This is a genomic window from Sphaerotilus sp. FB-3, from assembly GCF_023706025.1.
In the GTDB taxonomy this organism is placed as follows: domain Bacteria; phylum Pseudomonadota; class Gammaproteobacteria; order Burkholderiales; family Burkholderiaceae_C; genus Sphaerotilus; species Sphaerotilus sulfidivorans.
Genome location: NZ_BQWE01000006.1, coordinates 160,473 through 176,249 on the forward strand (window position 1 = coordinate 160,473; position 15,777 = coordinate 176,249).

The window sequence follows — 15,777 nt, forward strand, 5'->3', positions numbered from 1 at the left end:
CCTGCCAGAGGAGGAACCATGTCCAGCCCACATTCCCGCCATCGGTTGCAGTCCGCCGTGAAGGCCGAATTCCTGTCCTGGTGGCACCAGCTTCACAGCGAGACCGCGCCTGGCCCTGTGCGTGCCGACCGTGCGTCCCTGAGACGTGCCGAGTCCGTTTCTGCCGTGGTCTGCCTGCCGGCTTATCAGCGCATCTACCGGCGTCTGCTTGACCGGCATGAAGGTGCGCCCTGGCTGCCTCACGAACAGGACCGCATCGCGGCGCTGATCGGCCTGGCTGCGCACCTGAAAGATCAGGATGGCAGCTCTCTGCCGGACGCCATGAGCCGGCGTGCGGAAGGGTCCGACCGCAATGCCGTCAGCGAGCTGAGGTTTGCCCGGCTGCTGGAGTCGCCCGATCTGGATGCTCTGTTCGTCGGCCTGAGGCGAACCCTGCCCCTGATCGAGCACCGTGCCGATCCGGCCCGCCTGGCAGACGACCTGTTCGGCTGGGGTGACTTTGTCCGCAAGCAGTGGGCCTACGCCTATCGCTGGCCCGACAAGCCGGGCGCCTGAGTCCGCCCATCCGCCTGCCTGCCTGCACGCACGCACGTTCATTCATTCGAGAGACAGAGAGGTTGACCATGTCCCGTTTCATCCAGCTGCATGTCCTGACCAGCTACCCGCCTTCCAACCTGAACCGCGACGACACCGGTCGCCCGAAGACCGCGCTGGTCGGTGACGCGAACCGGCTGCGCGTGTCGTCCCAGAGTCTCAAGCGGGCCTGGCGCACCTCCGAGGCCTTCGAGTCGGCCCTGGCCGGGCATCTCGGCACCCGCACCAAGCAGATCGGCCGACAGGTCTTCGACCAGCTGGTCGAGGGCGGGGTGGGCGAGAAGTCGGCCCGCGAGTGGGCCAAGGACATCGCGCGCCAGTTCGGCAAGCCCAAGTCGGACAAGAAGACGGAGAACAACGAGGATCTGGATATCGAGCAGCTCGCGCATTTCAGCCCCGAGGAACTGGCGGCCATCGAGGCGCTGGTGGGCCGGCTGATCGAGCGCAAGGACAAGCCGACCGAGGACGAGCTGAAGCTGCTGGCCCACCCGCGTCAGGCGGTGGACATTGCCATGTTCGGCCGCATGCTGGCCGACTCGCCGGCTCACAACGTCGAGGCCGCCGTGCAGGTGGCGCACGCCATCACCGTGCACCGTGCCGCGGTCGAGGACGACTACTTCAGCGCCGTCGATGACCTGAACACGCGTGGGGCCACGGGGGCCGGTCACATCGGCGAACGTGGTTATGGCGCCGGCCTGTTCTATCTCTACATCGCCATCGACCGCGCCCTGCTGAGGAAGAACCTCGGCCATGACGATGCCCTGACGGCGCGTGCCCTGGCGGCCCTGGTGACTGCCGTGACCCGGGTGGCGCCCACCGGCATGCAGAACAGCTTCGCGTCGCGGGCCTATGCCGGCTATGTCATGGCCGAAAAGGGCGACCAGCAGCCCCGCTCGCTGGCCCAGGCCTTCCTCAAGCCGGTCAAGCCCTATGGCGAGGAGAGCCTGTTCGACAAGGCGGTTGGTGCCCTGGAAACCCGCTGCGCCAATTTCGACGAGGTGTATGGCATCTGCGCCGAGAGTCGGCAGACGGTGAACGTCGAGAAGCCGCAGGGCCGCATCGATGACCTGATCCGGTTCGTCTCGGAGTGACGGCCATGGAGCATCTGGTCTTTCAGCTGCAGGCGCCCCTGTCGTCCTGGGGTGAACCGGCAGTGGGCGAATTCCGCGGCACCGGGGATGCCCCGACGCAGTCGGCCGTGGTCGGTCTGCTGGGGGCGGCCCTGGGTCTGGATCGGGGTGACGAGGCGGCGCATGTCGCGCTGCGCGATGGCTACGGCATCGCGGTGGCGCTGCTGTCGCCGGGCAGCCTGCTGCGCGACTATCACACCGCCCAGGTGCCTTCCCGGGCGCATCTCAAGGGCCGTCCCCGTGCCACCCGGCGGCAGGAGCTTCAGGTGCCCCGGCATGATCTCGGCACCATCCTGTCCACGCGGGACTATCGCCAGAACGCGGCCAGCCTGGTGGCCCTGCAGCCGCGCCCTGAGGCGCCGCACGCTCTCGGTGGCCTGGCGCAGGCGCTGAGAACGCCGCAGTTCACGCTGTACCTGGGGCGCAAGTCCTGTGCGCCGGGCGCACCGCTGTGGCCGCAGGTGATCGAGGCGGAATCGGCCTGGATCGCCTTTCAGCAGTATGTGGAGCGCTTCGAGGCCGCGCGCCAGAAGGCCACGATGCTGGAGCCGCTGCCACCCATCCGACGGATCACCTTCGATGACCATGTCGTCGCCGGCCTGCCGCGTGACCTGACCGTGTCGCGCAAGGACCGGCTGATCCGGCGTCGGGGCTGGCAGTTCGGTGATCGCAACGAGCACATTGCCCTGGTGCCTTCCGCACCACCACCGTCCACCGTGGCCATGGAGACCTGACGCCGATGTTCTTCAGTCTCATCACCCCGGCGGCCGGGCAGGACCGCGAGGCCTTGCACGAGCGCTTCGGCGGCCCCTATGCCGACCATCAATGGCTCTGGCGCTGGTTTCCTGTCGATCCGCAGGCCCGGCGCGACTTTCTCTTCCGCCGACACGAGGGGCCGGACGGGCTGCGGTATTACCTGCTGTCGTCCCGGCCTCCGCTGGAGCAGCTCGGGGCCTGGCGCGCGGTGACCCGGCCCTATGCGCCCCAGCTCGATGGCGGCGATGTGCTGACGTTCGAGCTGCGCGCCAACCCCACGGTGCGGCACGGCCACGGCGGCAAGTCCCGCCGGCATGACGTGGTCATGAATGCCAAGCGCATGCTGCTGGACGGCCGCGGGCTGGCGCGCTGGGCTGACTGGCCTGAGGAGGACGAGAGCCGGCCGTCGTCGGCCCAGCTGGTGCATGACGCCTGCTCCGCGTGGCTGGACCAGCGCGCGCTGCGCTGCGGCTTTGCCGTCGAGGCTTCGTCGCTGCGGGTCGAGGGCTATGACCAGCACCATGAGCAGCCCGACCGCAATCTGCGCTTCTCGACCGTGGACTTCTCGGGGCAGCTGACCGTGGTCGATCCCGAGGCATTTCGCGTTGCACTGATGTCCGGGATCGGCAGTGCGAAGGCATTCGGCTGTGGTCTGATGCTGGTCCGTCGTCTTGCGCCGGCCGGACCATGAGTGGTGCGCTGCTGCCGCCGCTCCGGCCGATTCCGATCAAGGAGCGGATGTCGGTCATCTTCATCGAGCGTGGCGAGATCGACGTGCTCGATGGCGCGTTCGTCGTGGTCGATGTGTCGGGCGTGCGCACGCATGTGCCTGTGGGCGGCGTGGCCTGCATCATGCTGGAGCCGGGCACGCGGGTGTCGCACCGGGCTGCCGCCTTGGCGGCGAGGGTGGGCACCTTGCTGGTGTGGGTCGGCGAGGCGGGCGTGCGGCTGTACTCGTCGGGGCAGCCGGGCGGTGCGCGGGCCGACCGGCTGCTCTACCAGGCCCGGCTGGCGCTGGACGAGACGCTGCGGCTGAAGGTGGTGCGCAAGATGTATGCGGTGCGCTTCGGCGAGGAGCCTCCGGCGCGGCGCAGCGTGGACCAGCTGCGCGGCATCGAGGGCGCCCGGGTGCGCCGCACCTACCAGCTGCTGGCCCGGCAGTACGGCGTGCCGTGGACCGGCCGCGACTATGACGCCGAGGACTGGGATGCGGCGGATCTGCCCAACCGCTGCCTGTCCGCCGCGACCGCCTGTCTGTATGGCGTGACGGAAGCGGCGGTCCTGGCTGCCGGCTATGCGCCGGCCGTCGGTTTCATTCACACCGGCAAGCCGCTGTCCTTCGTCTACGACATGGCCGACATCTACAAGTTCGACACGGTCGTGCCGATCGCGTTCAGGGTGGCGGCCAGCAAGCCTGAGGGCAATCCCGAGCGGGCGGTACGGCTGGGATGCCGCGACATCTTCCGGCAGACCAAGCTGCTGGACCGGATCATTCCGGACATCGAGGAGATCCTGGCCGCCGGCGAGGTGCCCCGGCCCGAGGCACCGGCGGATGCCGTCGGCCCGGCCTTGCCCAATCCTGAAGGTTTCGGTGATGCTGGTCATCGTGCTTGAGAACGCGCCGCCGCGTCTGCGCGGGCGGCTGGCGGTCTGGCTGCTCGAAGTCCGCGCTGGCGTCTACGTCGGCAACTACTCGAAGCGGGTCCGCGAGCAGATCTGGTCGCAGGTCGAGGAAGGCATCGAGGACGGCAACGCGGTGATGGTCTGGCGCAGCAGCGCCGAAGCCGGCTTCGAGTTCAAGACCCTCGGAACGAACCGTCGCATGCCCGCCGACTTCGATGGCGTGCAGCTGGTGAGCTTCCATCCCGACACCGCTCTTTAACAACTCGACTCGAACCTGCCTTTCCTCGGTAGATTTTTGAGAGGCTGAAAACTCTTTCCGAATCAATGAGATAGGATTAGAGCGTTCCCCACGGGCGTGGGGATGAACCGATGCGCATCCTGACCGAGCCTGACGTTCTCCGGCGTTCCCCACGGGCGTGGGGATGAACCGTCGAGGGCGCCGGGGCGCAGCACGGGCGGGCGGGCGTTCCCCACGGGCGTGGGGATGAACCGTTCGTCCTCAGCATCGTCAAGGGCCGCGTCCAGCGTTCCCCACGGGCGTGGGGATGAACCGCTGGCCCTGTCGCCTGAGGTTTCCATCAGGGTGCGTTCCCCACGGGCGTGGGGATGAACCGTCGTTGATGTTACTGGTGTTTCGCCTGTTTCAGCGTTCCCCACGGGCGTGGGGATGAACCGTCGGCCAGCATGCGCAACCTGGCGCCGGCCGAGCGTTCCCCACGGGCGTGGGGATGAACCGCGGGTCTATGTGCTGTCGCACACCACGACCGAGCGTTCCCCACGGGCGTGGGGATGAACCGACGGGCGCCCAGCGCTCCGCCACGTCAGGCGCGCGTTCCCCACGGGCGTGGGGATGAACCGGTCCGCGAGGCGGCCGAGGGAACGGTGCACGTGCGTTCCCCACGGGCGTGGGGATGAACCGCGGGGGATGTCGCGCAGTGCGCGGATGCGGGTGCGTTCCCCACGGGCGTGGGGATGAACCGTATGGCAAGGTGGCGACCAGCATCCCAGCCGGGCGTTCCCCACGGGCGTGGGGATGAACCGTAGCGGATGCCTTGGGCGTGGACGTAGAGGAGGCGTTCCCCACGGGCGTGGGGATGAACCGGCCAGACGATGACGCTAGACGAGATTCCGCGACGCGTTCCCCACGGGCGTGGGGATGAACCGGAACAGCGCCGGCCGCTGATGATCATCATTCGGCGTTCCCCACGGGCGTGGGGATGAACCGACTCATCTGATGGCGGCCCTGCTGCTTGAGGGGCGTTCCCCACGGGCGTGGGGATGAACCGGGAGGTGAGCTGTGAACACCCCCCAGAAGCCGGCGTTCCCCACGGGCGTGGGGATGAACCGGCATATGATCCCGTTTGAGTCGGGCGGCTTCGGCGTTCCCCACGGGCGTGGGGATGAACCGGTTCTGCCCGATCATCAGGCCATCGGCGAGTAGCGTTCCCCACGGGCGTGGGGATGAACCGCACGATTTCATGATCGAGTCAGCCGATATGGAGCGTTCCCCACGGGCGTGGGGATGAACCGGAGGACGCCCGCTATCTGCTGCCGCAAGCCCTCGCGTTCCCCACGGGCGTGGGGATGAACCGGGTTCGCACTCGTCGCGAACGAGGATGTAGAGGCGTTCCCCACGGGCGTGGGGATGAACCGCGAGTCACCATCGACTTCGTGGCGCCGCCGGAGCGTTCCCCACGGGCGTGGGGATGAACCGGGCCGCGTCCAGGTCGCTGTCGATCCGAGACGGCGTTCCCACGGGCGTGGGGATGAACCGGTCAGCGGCGAGATCGTGCCGGCCGAGCTGGAGCGTTCCCCACGGGCGTGGGGATGAACCGTGCCCGATGTGCGGCGTCGTTCAGAGTGCCGTGCGTTCCCCACGGGCGTGGGGATGAACCGATCACCGGCACCTGCATCGTGCCGCGCATGCGGCGTTCCCCACGGGCGTGGGGATGAACCGCACTCGAAGGAGTGGGAGGGGCTGCCGTCTCCCGCGTTCCCCACGGGCGTGGGGATGAACCGACGCTGGGCATCTCCCGCGAGTCGATCGAAGAGCGTTCCCCACGGGCGTGGGGATGAACCGCAGGTCGCCACGCTCGAGAACCGCCGGGTGTCCGCGTTCCCCACGGGCGTGGGGATGAACCGGTCGCGCCGATCACGGGGTCGATCCCGGCCGGGCGTTCCCCACGGGCGTGGGGATGAACCGACCTGGGGCATGGCTGTGTCCTCGATGTCAAAGCGTTCCCCACGGGCGTGGGGATGAACCGGTCCACGACGTGGCCGGCTGCCCGCCGACCAGGCGTTCCCCACCTCCGTGGGGATGAACAGGCCACATTTGAAAGTGCGCCTGCTGAACCGGGGACGTGTTCAATAGCCTGGCCGTGGCAGGCTTCACCTCACCAGCGGCCTGACCGTGCTGAACCCCCCATCCACCGCGATCACCTGGCCGGTCAGCCGCGAGGCCTCGTCGCTCAGCAGCCAGGCGGTGGTGGCGGCCACGGTGTCGGCGCCCTGCACGCCGCCGAGCGGGTACTGGCGCGCGGCGGCCTCGCGCATGGCTTCGACCTTGAGCATCGGGGCGGTCATCGGCGTCTCGGTCATGCCGGGCGCGACCACGTTGATGCGCAGGCCGGCCGGCGCGTAGGTGGCCGCCGCGCTGCGCGCCAGGGCCTCGACGCCGCCCTTGGCCGCGGCGATCGCCTCATGGTTGGCCACGCCGATGCGCGCCACCACCGAGCTGCACAGCACCGCCGCGCCGGGCTGGCCGGCCGCGCGCAGCGCCTCGATCCAGGCGCCGAGCATGAAGACCGCGCTGTCGAGGTTGACGCGGCGCAGCTCGGCCCACTGCTCGGCGCGGGTGCGGTGCAGCGGCGCGATCAGCGTGCTGCCGACGCAGTGCGCCAGCCGCTGCGGCGCCTGGCCGAAGGCCTCCTGGCAGGCGGCCACCGCGAGCTGCGCGCCCTCGGGCGTGGTGGTGTCGGCAGCGATGCGCAGATCGGCCTCGACCGGCTGCAGGGCGCCGGCATCGCGCCCGACCGCGGCCACCCGCAGGCCGTCGGCCTTCAGCCGGCGGCACAGCTCACGGCCGATGCCACCGCGCGCGCCGGTCACCAGCACGACGGGGGGGAGGGAGGACGGGGTAGGCGACGAGGTCGGCATCAGGGTCTCCTGGAACGGGACAGACAAGGGAAAAGACGGGATCCGCCGGCGAGAGTTCGCGCCCGACCCGGGTCCACCACTGGGAAAAGGAATCGCAGGGCCGCGCGATGTGCGGGAACAGCCGCGGCGCGGGGCGCAGATCGGTCGCCAGCGCTTCCAGCGCCGGGCGCAGATGCGGGTCGTCGCGGGCATGCACCCGGCGCGCGTCGCGCAGCAGCGCGCGCCACTGCGCCAGCGGCGCCAGCGCACAGTGCGGCGCGAGCTGGCGCAGCCGGGGCATCACGAAGTTCCAGCGCGCGGCGCTCCAGGGCCGCGCCCGGTGCGTCTCGGCCACCAGCAGGCCGATCACCACCGTGCCGGCCGGCAGGTCGGCGGGCGGATCGCCCAGCGCCCACGGGTGCGCCAGCCAGACCTCGCGGCCGCGCACCTGCTCGTGCAGTTCGGCGCCGATGCGGGTGGGGATGCCGTCCGGCGGCTCGGCCTGCAGCGCCGGCTCGGGAAGGCCCTCGGCATCCGGCCGGGGCCGGGTGCGCACCGGTGTCGGGCTGCGCGCGATGCGCTCCAGGCTGTCGTAGTCGGTGTCGAGCACGCTGCCCGGGCTGTGCCACTCGGGCGGCGCATGGCGGGCGATGTTCTCGGCGTTGAAGAGATAGGGCTTGCGGCTGCCGGTGGCGGCCACCCATTGCCAGCTCAGGTGGTTGCTGGCCAGATCGCCGTCGAGCAGTCGCGGCCACAGCCAGTCGGCGCCGGCGCGCCAGTGCACCTTGCGCAGATGCACCAGATAGCTGGCCAGCCACAGCCGCGCATGGTTGTGCAGATGGCCGCGGGCGTGCAGCTCGCGCACCGCGCGGTCGATCACCGGCACGCCGGTGCGCGCCTGGCGCACATCGTCGGGCACCGCATCGGCATAGGCGGCACCCGGCAGCACGCCCTCATGCAGCGAGCGCAGGATCGCGTCGCCGCGGTGGTGCCAGACATGGCGGAAATACTCGCGCCAGCCCAGCTCCATCACCAGCCGGTGCTGCAGGCCGATCGGCGTGCGGCGCCCGGCCGCCGCGTGGGCGGCGATCGCGCCGGCCAGCACCTCGGCGGGCGTGACGATGCCGTGCGTGATCCACGGCGACAGGCCGGTCACCGCGCCGTCCAGCGCGTTGCGGGTGCGGGCATAGGCTTCGGCATCGATCGCGGCGATGCGGCGCAGGGCCTCAGGCCGGCTGGGGTCGGGGCTGGTCATGCCGGCTGTTCCTGGCGATGGAGGTCGGCCGGGGCGGGCCGCTCGCGCAGCAGCGGGCGCGGCGGTTCGCGGCCGATGCGCTCGGCCAGATCCAGGCCCGACAGCGCCGCCAGCTCGACCGTGCCGCCGCCCAGGAAATCACCGCAGACGCCCAGGCCCAGCTCGGCATCCCACCAGCAGCTCGGGCCGGCGCGCAGCAGCGGGCGAGGGCGGCTGTAGAGCCAGCGATGCGCCATCGCGACATGCACCGGCAGGTCGCCGCCGGGATTGACCTCGGCGCGCAGCGCGTCGAGCAGCCGCGCCACGATCTGCTCGGGCCGCTCGTCGCGGTGCGCCTGCGACCATTCCGGGCGGGCCTGCACCACCCAGCAGGCCCGCCCCGGGCGGAGTCGCCGTCCCGGCTTGTGGTCGTCGCGCAGCAGCAGCGCGATCGGACCATGCGCCGGGCGCAGCAGCGAGGCCGGCCACGCGGGCGGATCGTCCGTCTCGGCCATCAGCGTCCAGCAGGGTTCCATCTCGACCTGCCGGGCGGCCTCGGCCCAGTCGGGCCGATGCGCTTCCAGCAGCACCGCGGCCTGCTGCGGCGGCATCGCCAGCACCACCGCGTCATGGCTGCGCGGCAGCAGCGGCTGTTCGCCCAGCTGCAGGCGCCAGCGCCGCGGCGCGCTCTCCGGTGCGGTCGTGTGCTGCGGCTGCGCATGCAGCGCGCTCACCGCCTGGCCGAGCTGCAGCGGCAGCGTGCCGACCAGCTGGCGCACCATCTCGTTCATGCCCGGCGTCGCCACCCAGCGCACCGGGTCCGCACCGTCCGGGCGCTGCGCCCGCCACGGCGCCAGCCAGCCGGCCTGGGCGCCACGCCGGATCCAGGGCTGCAGGGCCAGCGAGTGGCTCTCGAAGCCGGTGGCGCCATGGTCGAAGTGCAGCGCCTGCGCGTCTTCGCCATGGCGCCGGGTGGCCATGCGCCCGCCGGGGCCGCGCGCCTTGTCGAACAGCTCGACCTGCGCGCCGGCCTGCGCCAGGGCCTGCGCGCACAGCGCGCCGGACACGCCCGCGCCGATGACCGCAATCCGCGGCGTCCCGATGGAGGTGAGACAAGAAGAGGACATCGAAGGGCTCCGGAGGTTTCGTGACCGATCTGCACTGCATGATCGGCCGATGGGGCGTATCATGAACCCGCTTTGAAGCGATGCAAAATCGGTTCATCTGAATTCCTGGGTTTGTCTGTCCAAGTCATGCGGGTCAAGACGAGGACAAATCAGAGACAAACGATGGAAGCGATCCAGACCAGAAAGGTGATCAACATGAACACAGCCCTCTTTCACGGCGAACCGGTGTCCCGGGGCGATGACGCGGTGCCGCGCTTCCGCACCGCGGCGGTGGCCCGCATGACCGGCATCGCGGTGGCGACCCTGCGGGTATGGGAGCGGCGCTACCGCATCGTCGCGCCGCCGCAGTCGGTGTCGGGCCACCGGCTGTATTCCTCGGCCGATGTGCGCCGGCTGGGCATGATCCGGTCGCTGGTCGAGCAGGGCCATGCGATCGGCACGCTGGCGCCGCTGGCCGAGCCGGCGCTGCAGGAGCTGCTGGTGAACGGGCAGACGGCGCCGGCCGCGACCGAGCCGGCCGCCTCGCGCCTGTCGGCCCGGCCGCGCGGCGAGCCGGCGCCGCGTGCGCGGGCGCTGGTGGTGTGCGGCGGCGGGCGCACCCTGCCGGCGGTGCTGGCCGTGCAGCTCGGCGCGCTGCCGGGCGAGCACCGGCTGCTGGACTGGGCGGCGCAGTCGGCGCTGCCGCTGTCCCGGGGCGATCATGACCTGCTGGCCCTGGAGATCGACACGCTGCATCCGGACGGGGTCGAGCGGCTGCTGGCCCTGCAGCGCGAGCAGATCGCGCGCGAGCTGGTGGTGGTCTACGGCTTCGGCTCGGACCGGCTGGTGCAGCGCCTGCGCGAGGCGGGCGTGTCGGTCTGGCGCGGCCCGCTCGGGCGCGCCGAGATGGCCCGGCTGCTGCGCGCCACGCTGCTCGAGCTGGCCGGCGCCGAGACCCGCTGGCCTCAGGAGCCGGCCGACCCGCCGGTGGCCGCGCAGCCGGCGCTGTCGCCCGAGGCGCTGGCGCGTGCCGCCCGCCTGACCAGCCGGGTGCTGTGCGAATGTCCGCGCCATCTTGCCGAGCTGATCCAGCTGCTGGGCGACTTCGAGGACTACAGCGCCCGCTGCGCGGTCGACACCCCGGCCGACCGGCGCCTGCATGACGAGCTGGGCCGCACCGCGGCGCTGGCACGCCAGCGCTTCGAGCAGGCGCTGCGCCGCATCGCCGCCGAGGAGGGCTGGCAGCTCGATGTCGATGACAGCCTGATGAAGGCGTGATGAACACCCTGATCGGACCCGGGTTCGCCCGGGGACCAGGGCGGCGACCACCCGTTAGGCTGTGCGAACCCTCCACTTCCGTGATGGACATCGCGATGACAGCAGGTCGCTTCGAGCTTCACCCGTCCGGCACCGGCAGCTTCCGCTTCGTGCTGAAGGCCGGCAATCACCAGGTCATCCTGAGCAGCCAGAGCTACGCCAGCCATGCGGCGGCGCTCGGCGGCATCGAGTCGGTGCGCACCAATGCGGCCTTGCCCGAGCGCTTCGACCGGCGCGAGTCCAAGGCCGGCGAGCCGTATTTCGTGCTGAAGGCCGGCAACGGCCAGATCATCGGCCAGAGCGAGATGTACTCGTCGGCGGCCGGCATGGAGAACGGCATCCTGTCGGTTGCGCGCAACGCACCCGAGGCCGAGCTGAAGGATCTGAGCGCGAGCTGAGCCCGGCACTCGCCGCAAGGGCGCCTGCGCAGGCACAATCGCGGCCTTCCCGTCATCGGGGAGTAGCTGACCGGACCCTGTCCGGTGCCTCGCGTCAACATGCTTGTCCCTCACGGACATGGCGCGGGCAGCCCCCTCCGGGCCTGGCAAGACCGATGACCATGCAGCCTCCGGACGGGCCGGTGGTGCTGCATGGTCATCGCTGATCCTGCACCACCGGCCCCGGAGAACAATCACATGGCCCTCGCCCTGGAACCCTTCCTCGTCTCGACCGGCATCGTCGCCCTGGGCGAGATCGGCGACAAGACGCAACTGCTGGCGCTGCTGCTGGCGGCGCGCTTCCGCCGCCCGGTGCCGATCATTCTCGGCATCCTGGCCGCGACCCTGCTCAACCATGCGCTGGCCGGACTGGTCGGCGACACGGTGGCCCGGCTGCTCGGGCCGGATGTGCTGCGCTGGGTCATCGGCCTGTCCTTCCTGGCGATGGCCGGCTGGATGCTGGTGCCCGACGAGATCGACGAGGCCGAGGCCGAGGCGGGTCGATTCGGGGTCTTCGGCACCACGGTGGTCGCCTTCTTCCTGGCCGAGATGGGCGACAAGACCCAGATCGCCACGGTCGCGCTGGCGGCGCGCTACACCGAGCTGGTCCAGGTGGTCTGCGGCACCACGCTGGGCATGATGCTGGCCAATGTGCCGGCGGTGCTGATCGGCGAGAAGGCCGCGACCCGGCTGCCGATGCGGCTGGTGCACGGCATTTCAGCGGCCATCTTCGCGGTGCTGGGCGTGATGACGCTGTTCAATGTCGGCCGGATGCTCTGACTGCTCTGGCGCTGCAGGCTGACGCTGCATTCGCGCGCCGGGCCGGAAATCCGATTGCCTGGCCGGTGGCCGTGACGGATTGCCGGACCCGGCACGCGTCGCTCGGTCCCGGTCGGCCCTGCTTTTCGTCGGCAGGCTGGGGCGACGGCGGCCTCGTCACGGGCTGGCACGAGTCATGCTCTGTTCTGGTGCAATGAACGACGCGAAGACCCCCGACCTTTCGAGCCCCGGCCGCCTGACGGCCCGGGTGCGCGTGGGTGCGGCCCTGCTGCTGGCGCTGGCGCCGATGCTGGCGCTGGCGCCGATGCTGGCGCTGGCCCAGCCGCGCCCGGCGCCGGAGCAGTCGCTGCCGGAGTCGGAAACCCTGCGCCGCATCGTCGAGACCGGCACGATCAGCCTCGGGCACCGCGAGTCCTCGGTGCCGTTCTCGTACTACGACGGCCGCAAGCGGGTGGTCGGCTATTCGCATGAGCTGATGCTGCGGGTGGTCGACAGCCTGAAGACCGAGCTGAAGCTGCCGGCGCTGACGCTGCGCCTGGTGCCGCTGACCACCCAGAACCGCATTCCGCTGGTGCGCAACGGCACGGTCGACCTGGAGTGCGGCTCCACCACCCACACCGCGGACCGGGCGCGTCAGGTCGCCTTCTCGACCACCTTCTTCATCGCCGGCACCCGGCTGCTGGTGCGGCGCGGCTCGCCGATCCGCGACTTCTCCGATCTGGCCGGACGCTCCGCCGTGGTGACGGCCGGCACCACGTCCGAGCGCCTCTTGCGCACGCATGTCGAACGGCGCCGGCTCGAGGTGCGCATCGTGACCGTGCGCGACCATGAGGAGGCCTTCCTGGCGCTGGAGTCCGGCCGCGCCGAGGCCTTCATGATGGATGACGCGCTGCTGTATGGCGCGCGGGCCCGCGCGGTGCGCCCGGGCGACTGGGAGGTCGTGGGAACCCCGATGTCCCAGGAGGCCTACGCCTGCATGATGCGCCGGGGCGACCCCGAGTTCAAGGCGGCGGTCGACCGTGCGCTGGTGCGCCTGATGCAGTCCGGCGAGGCGATGCGCACCTATCAGCGCTGGTTCCAGGAGCCGATACCGCCTTGGGGCCTGAACCTGAACTGGCCACCTTCGCCGGCGATGCTGCAGCTGCAGCGCAGCCCGAACGACCGGCCCCTGGGCTGAGGCCGCGGCCCCACCTCCAACCCCTTGCCCATTCACCCACCCATTCCACCCCTCCCACAAGGAAGAGCCATGAAGAAATCCTTCGTTCTCGTCGCGGCGCTGCTGGCCGCCGGTGTCGTGCAGGCCTCGGGCACCCTCGACAAGATCAAGTCGAGCGGCACGATCACGCTGGGCGTGCGCGAGTCCTCCGGTGCGCTCGGCTTCACGCTGGGTGACGGCAAGTATGTCGGCTTCCACACCGAGATGGCCGAGCGCATCTCCGGCGACCTGCGCAAGAAGCTGGGCCTGTCGTCGCTGACGGTCAAGTTCCAGCCGGTGACCTCGCAGAACCGCATTCCGCTGATCGAGAACGGCACGGTCGACCTCGAGTGCGGCTCCACCACCAACAACGCCGCCCGCCAGAAGCAGGTGTCGTTCGCGGTGACGACCTATGTCGAGGAAGTGCGCATCGCGGTCAAGGCGAACTCGGGCATCACCTCGATCTCGCAGCTCAACGGCAAGAAGGTCGCCACCACCACCGGCACGACCTCGGTGCAGCTGCTGCGCAAGCATGAGCGCGCCAACGGCGTGAACTTCGAGGAAGTCTTCGGCAAGGACCATGCCGACAGCTTCCTGCTGCTGGAGTCGGGCCGCGCCGACGCCTTCGTGATGGACGGCCAGATCCTGGCGGGCAACATCGCCAAGGCCAAGAATCCGAAGGACTTCCGCATCGTCGGCGAGGTGCTCAATGTCGAGCCGATCGCCTGCATGCTGCGCAAGGACGACCCGGCGTTCAAGACCGCGGTCGACGACAGCATCAAGGGCATGATCAAGAGCGGCGACCTGGCCAAGCTCTATGACAAGTGGTTCATGCAGCCGATCCCGCCGTCCAACACCCCGGTGGGTCTGCCGCTGTCGGAGGCGACCAAGGCGGCCTGGGCCAACCCCAACGACAAGCCGGCCGAAGAGTACGCGAAGAAGTGAGATGAAGGCATCGGATGACCCGCAGGGTCATCCACAGCGGACGGGCCGCGACATGCGGCCCGTCCGCCTTGGACGACGAGGAGAATCAATTGGCTGACTGGGACTGGCAGGTCTTCTGCAGGGACACGATCGACGGCGAGGCCCGCCCGAGCTGCTTTGGCGCAGGCGGTGACATCACCTATCTCGACTGGATGCTCTCGGCCTGGGGCTGGACGGCATCGGTCTCGCTGCTGGCGCTGGCGGTGGCGATGCTGTTCGGCTGCCTGATGGGCATCCTGCGCACCACGCCCAACCGCTGGCTGGTGCTGCTGGGCGATGCCTGGACGGAGCTGTTCCGCAACATTCCGGTGCTGGTGCAGGTCTTTCTCTGGTACTTCGTCGTGCCCGAGCTGGTGCCGGCGCTCAAGCAGATTCCCAGCTTCCTGCTGGTGGTGCTGGGCCTGGGATTCTTCACCTCGGCGCGGGTGTCCGAGCAGGTCAAGGCCGGCATCCAGAGCCTGCCGCGCGGCCAGCGCATGGCCGGCCAGGCGCTGGGCCTGACGCTGCCGCAGACCTACCGCCATGTGCTGCTGCCCTCGGCGCTGCGCATCGTCATTCCGCCGCTGACCAGCGAGAGCATGGGCATCGTCAAGAACTCGTCGGTGGCCTTCTCGGTCTCGGTGGCGGAGCTGACGATGTTCGCCCGCCAGGCGCAGGAGGAGACCTCGCGCGGCATCGAGATCTATCTGGCGGTGACGGCGCTCTACTTCATCACCTCGATCCTGGTCTACCAGGTGGCCCGGCTGATCGAGCAGCGCCTGCGCATTCCCGGCACGATCGGCGCCGGCAAGTGAGCGGCAGCAAAGGCTTCCCATGCAACTCGACTTTTCCTTCCTGAGCGGCGAGGTCATCGCCACCTACGTCACCAAGGGCTTCCTGTTCTCGCTGCAGCTCACGCTGGTGGCGATGGTCGGCGGCATCGTGCTGGGCACGCTGCTGGCGCTGATGCGGCTCTCCGGCAAGCCCTGGCTGGCCGGGCCGGCCGCGGCCTATGTCAACACCATGCGCTCGATCCCGCTGGTGATGGTGATCCTGTGGTTCTTCCTGCTGATCCCGCTGATGATCGGCCGGCCGATGGGCGCGGAGGTCTCGGCGCTGATCACCTTCACGCTGTTCGAGGCGGCCTACTATTCGGAGATCATGCGCGCGGGCATCCAGTCGGTGCCGCGCGGCCAGGTCTTCGCGGGCTACGCGATGGGCATGAGCTACCGCCAGACGATGCAGCTGGTCGTGCTGCCGCAGGCCTTCCGCAACATGATCCCGGTGCTGCTGACGCAGACCATCATCCTGTTCCAGGACACCTCGCTGGTCTACGCCATCGGCGCCTACGACATGCTCAAGGGCTTCGAGATCGCCGGCAAGAACTTCAACCGCCCGGTCGAGACCTACATCGTCGCGGCCCTGATCTATTTCGTCATCTGCTTCTCGCTGTCGATGCTGGTCAAGCACCTGCAGAAGAAGATCGCCATCATTCGCTGAATTCCTG

16 protein-coding genes, 1 CRISPR repeat array and 1 riboswitch are annotated in these 15,777 nt (G+C 69.8%); of the genes, 13 read left to right on the forward strand and 3 right to left on the reverse strand.

Annotated elements, in window-relative coordinates:
- Nucleotides 1-18 precede the first annotated feature (18 nt).
- From casB to cas2e, 6 genes are all read left to right on the forward strand, one after another.
- Entirely contained in the window at nt 19-555 is a 537-nt protein-coding gene (gene casB, locus NFT33_RS02275) for a type I-E CRISPR-associated protein Cse2/CasB (RefSeq protein ID WP_251672846.1), read from the forward strand.
- A gap of 68 nt (nt 556-623) precedes the next feature.
- A complete protein-coding gene (gene cas7e, locus NFT33_RS02280) occupies nt 624-1,685 on the forward strand; it encodes a type I-E CRISPR-associated protein Cas7/Cse4/CasC (RefSeq protein WP_251672848.1) in 1,062 nt (353 codons plus the stop codon).
- A gap of 5 nt (nt 1,686-1,690) precedes the next feature.
- A complete protein-coding gene (cas5e, locus tag NFT33_RS02285; RefSeq protein WP_251672850.1) occupies nt 1,691-2,458 on the forward strand; it encodes a type I-E CRISPR-associated protein Cas5/CasD in 768 nt (255 codons plus the stop codon).
- Between the two features lie 5 nt (nt 2,459-2,463).
- Nucleotides 2,464-3,171 (forward strand): type I-E CRISPR-associated protein Cas6/Cse3/CasE, encoded by a 708-nt coding sequence (gene cas6e, locus NFT33_RS02290; protein ID WP_251672852.1) that lies wholly within the window; start codon nt 2,464-2,466, stop codon nt 3,169-3,171.
- Entirely contained in the window at nt 3,168-4,094 is a 927-nt protein-coding gene (gene cas1e, locus NFT33_RS02295) for a type I-E CRISPR-associated endonuclease Cas1e (protein WP_220784420.1), read from the forward strand. The genes cas6e and cas1e overlap by 4 nt, the downstream gene beginning before the upstream one ends.
- Entirely contained in the window at nt 4,075-4,362 is a 288-nt protein-coding gene (gene cas2e / locus NFT33_RS02300) for a type I-E CRISPR-associated endoribonuclease Cas2e (protein ID WP_220784421.1), read from the forward strand. The genes cas1e and cas2e overlap by 20 nt, the downstream gene beginning before the upstream one ends.
- A gap of 81 nt (nt 4,363-4,443) precedes the next feature.
- A CRISPR array of direct repeats spans nt 4,444-6,428; the repeat unit is 29 nt; unit sequence GCGTTCCCCACGGGCGTGGGGATGAACCG.
- A gap of 63 nt (nt 6,429-6,491) precedes the next feature.
- On the opposite strand, the gene NFT33_RS02305 is transcribed toward cas2e, so the two are convergent.
- From NFT33_RS02305 to NFT33_RS02315, 3 genes are read right to left on the reverse strand one after another with little or no spacing between them, the layout of a single operon-like run.
- Nucleotides 6,492-7,259, reverse strand: a complete 768-nt coding sequence (locus NFT33_RS02305) for an SDR family NAD(P)-dependent oxidoreductase (RefSeq protein WP_251672854.1) — start codon at nt 7,257-7,259, stop codon at nt 6,492-6,494.
- Nucleotides 7,180-8,493 (reverse strand): FAD-binding domain-containing protein, encoded by a 1,314-nt coding sequence (locus tag NFT33_RS02310; RefSeq protein ID WP_251672856.1) that lies wholly within the window; start codon nt 8,491-8,493, stop codon nt 7,180-7,182. Before NFT33_RS02310 ends, NFT33_RS02305 begins: the two co-directional genes overlap by 80 nt.
- Nucleotides 8,490-9,599: an NAD(P)/FAD-dependent oxidoreductase gene (locus NFT33_RS02315; RefSeq protein WP_251672858.1), complete on the reverse strand. Its 1,110-nt coding sequence runs from the start codon at nt 9,597-9,599 to the stop codon at nt 8,490-8,492. The genes NFT33_RS02310 and NFT33_RS02315 overlap by 4 nt, the downstream gene beginning before the upstream one ends.
- Nucleotides 9,600-9,794: 195 nt before the next feature.
- On the opposite strand from NFT33_RS02315, the gene NFT33_RS02320 reads away from it, so the two are divergent.
- The 7 genes from NFT33_RS02320 to NFT33_RS02350 all read left to right on the forward strand — a co-directional run bounded on the left by NFT33_RS02320 (nt 9,795) and on the right by NFT33_RS02350 (nt 15,770).
- Complete coding sequence (locus NFT33_RS02320) at nt 9,795-10,856, forward strand: MerR family transcriptional regulator (protein WP_251672860.1); 1,062 nt, start codon at nt 9,795-9,797, stop codon at nt 10,854-10,856.
- A gap of 83 nt (nt 10,857-10,939) precedes the next feature.
- The gene (locus tag NFT33_RS02325; RefSeq protein ID WP_251672862.1) at nt 10,940-11,293 is read left to right on the forward strand and encodes a YegP family protein; all 354 of its coding nucleotides are present in this window, start codon (nt 10,940-10,942) and stop codon (nt 11,291-11,293) included.
- Nucleotides 11,294-11,338: 45 nt separating this feature from the next.
- A riboswitch (yybP-ykoY riboswitch) is annotated at nt 11,339-11,510 on the forward strand.
- 32 nt (nt 11,511-11,542) lie between these two features.
- Nucleotides 11,543-12,112 carry a TMEM165/GDT1 family protein gene (locus NFT33_RS02330; protein WP_251673042.1) on the forward strand — a complete coding sequence of 190 codons (570 nt, stop codon included), beginning with the start codon at nt 11,543-11,545 and terminating at the stop codon, nt 12,110-12,112.
- 286 nt (nt 12,113-12,398) lie between these two features.
- On the forward strand, nt 12,399-13,289 hold the full coding sequence (locus tag NFT33_RS02335; protein WP_376744115.1) for a transporter substrate-binding domain-containing protein: 891 nt from the start codon (nt 12,399-12,401) through the stop codon (nt 13,287-13,289).
- A 69-nt stretch (nt 13,290-13,358) separates the two neighbouring features.
- Nucleotides 13,359-14,252 (forward strand): amino acid ABC transporter substrate-binding protein, encoded by an 894-nt coding sequence (locus tag NFT33_RS02340; protein ID WP_251672866.1) that lies wholly within the window; start codon nt 13,359-13,361, stop codon nt 14,250-14,252.
- A gap of 89 nt (nt 14,253-14,341) precedes the next feature.
- Entirely contained in the window at nt 14,342-15,085 is a 744-nt protein-coding gene (locus NFT33_RS02345; protein WP_251672870.1) for an amino acid ABC transporter permease, read from the forward strand.
- Nucleotides 15,086-15,104: 19 nt separating this feature from the next.
- Nucleotides 15,105-15,770 (forward strand): amino acid ABC transporter permease, encoded by a 666-nt coding sequence (locus tag NFT33_RS02350; RefSeq protein ID WP_149503652.1) that lies wholly within the window; start codon nt 15,105-15,107, stop codon nt 15,768-15,770.
- Nucleotides 15,771-15,777: the final 7 nt, after the last annotated feature.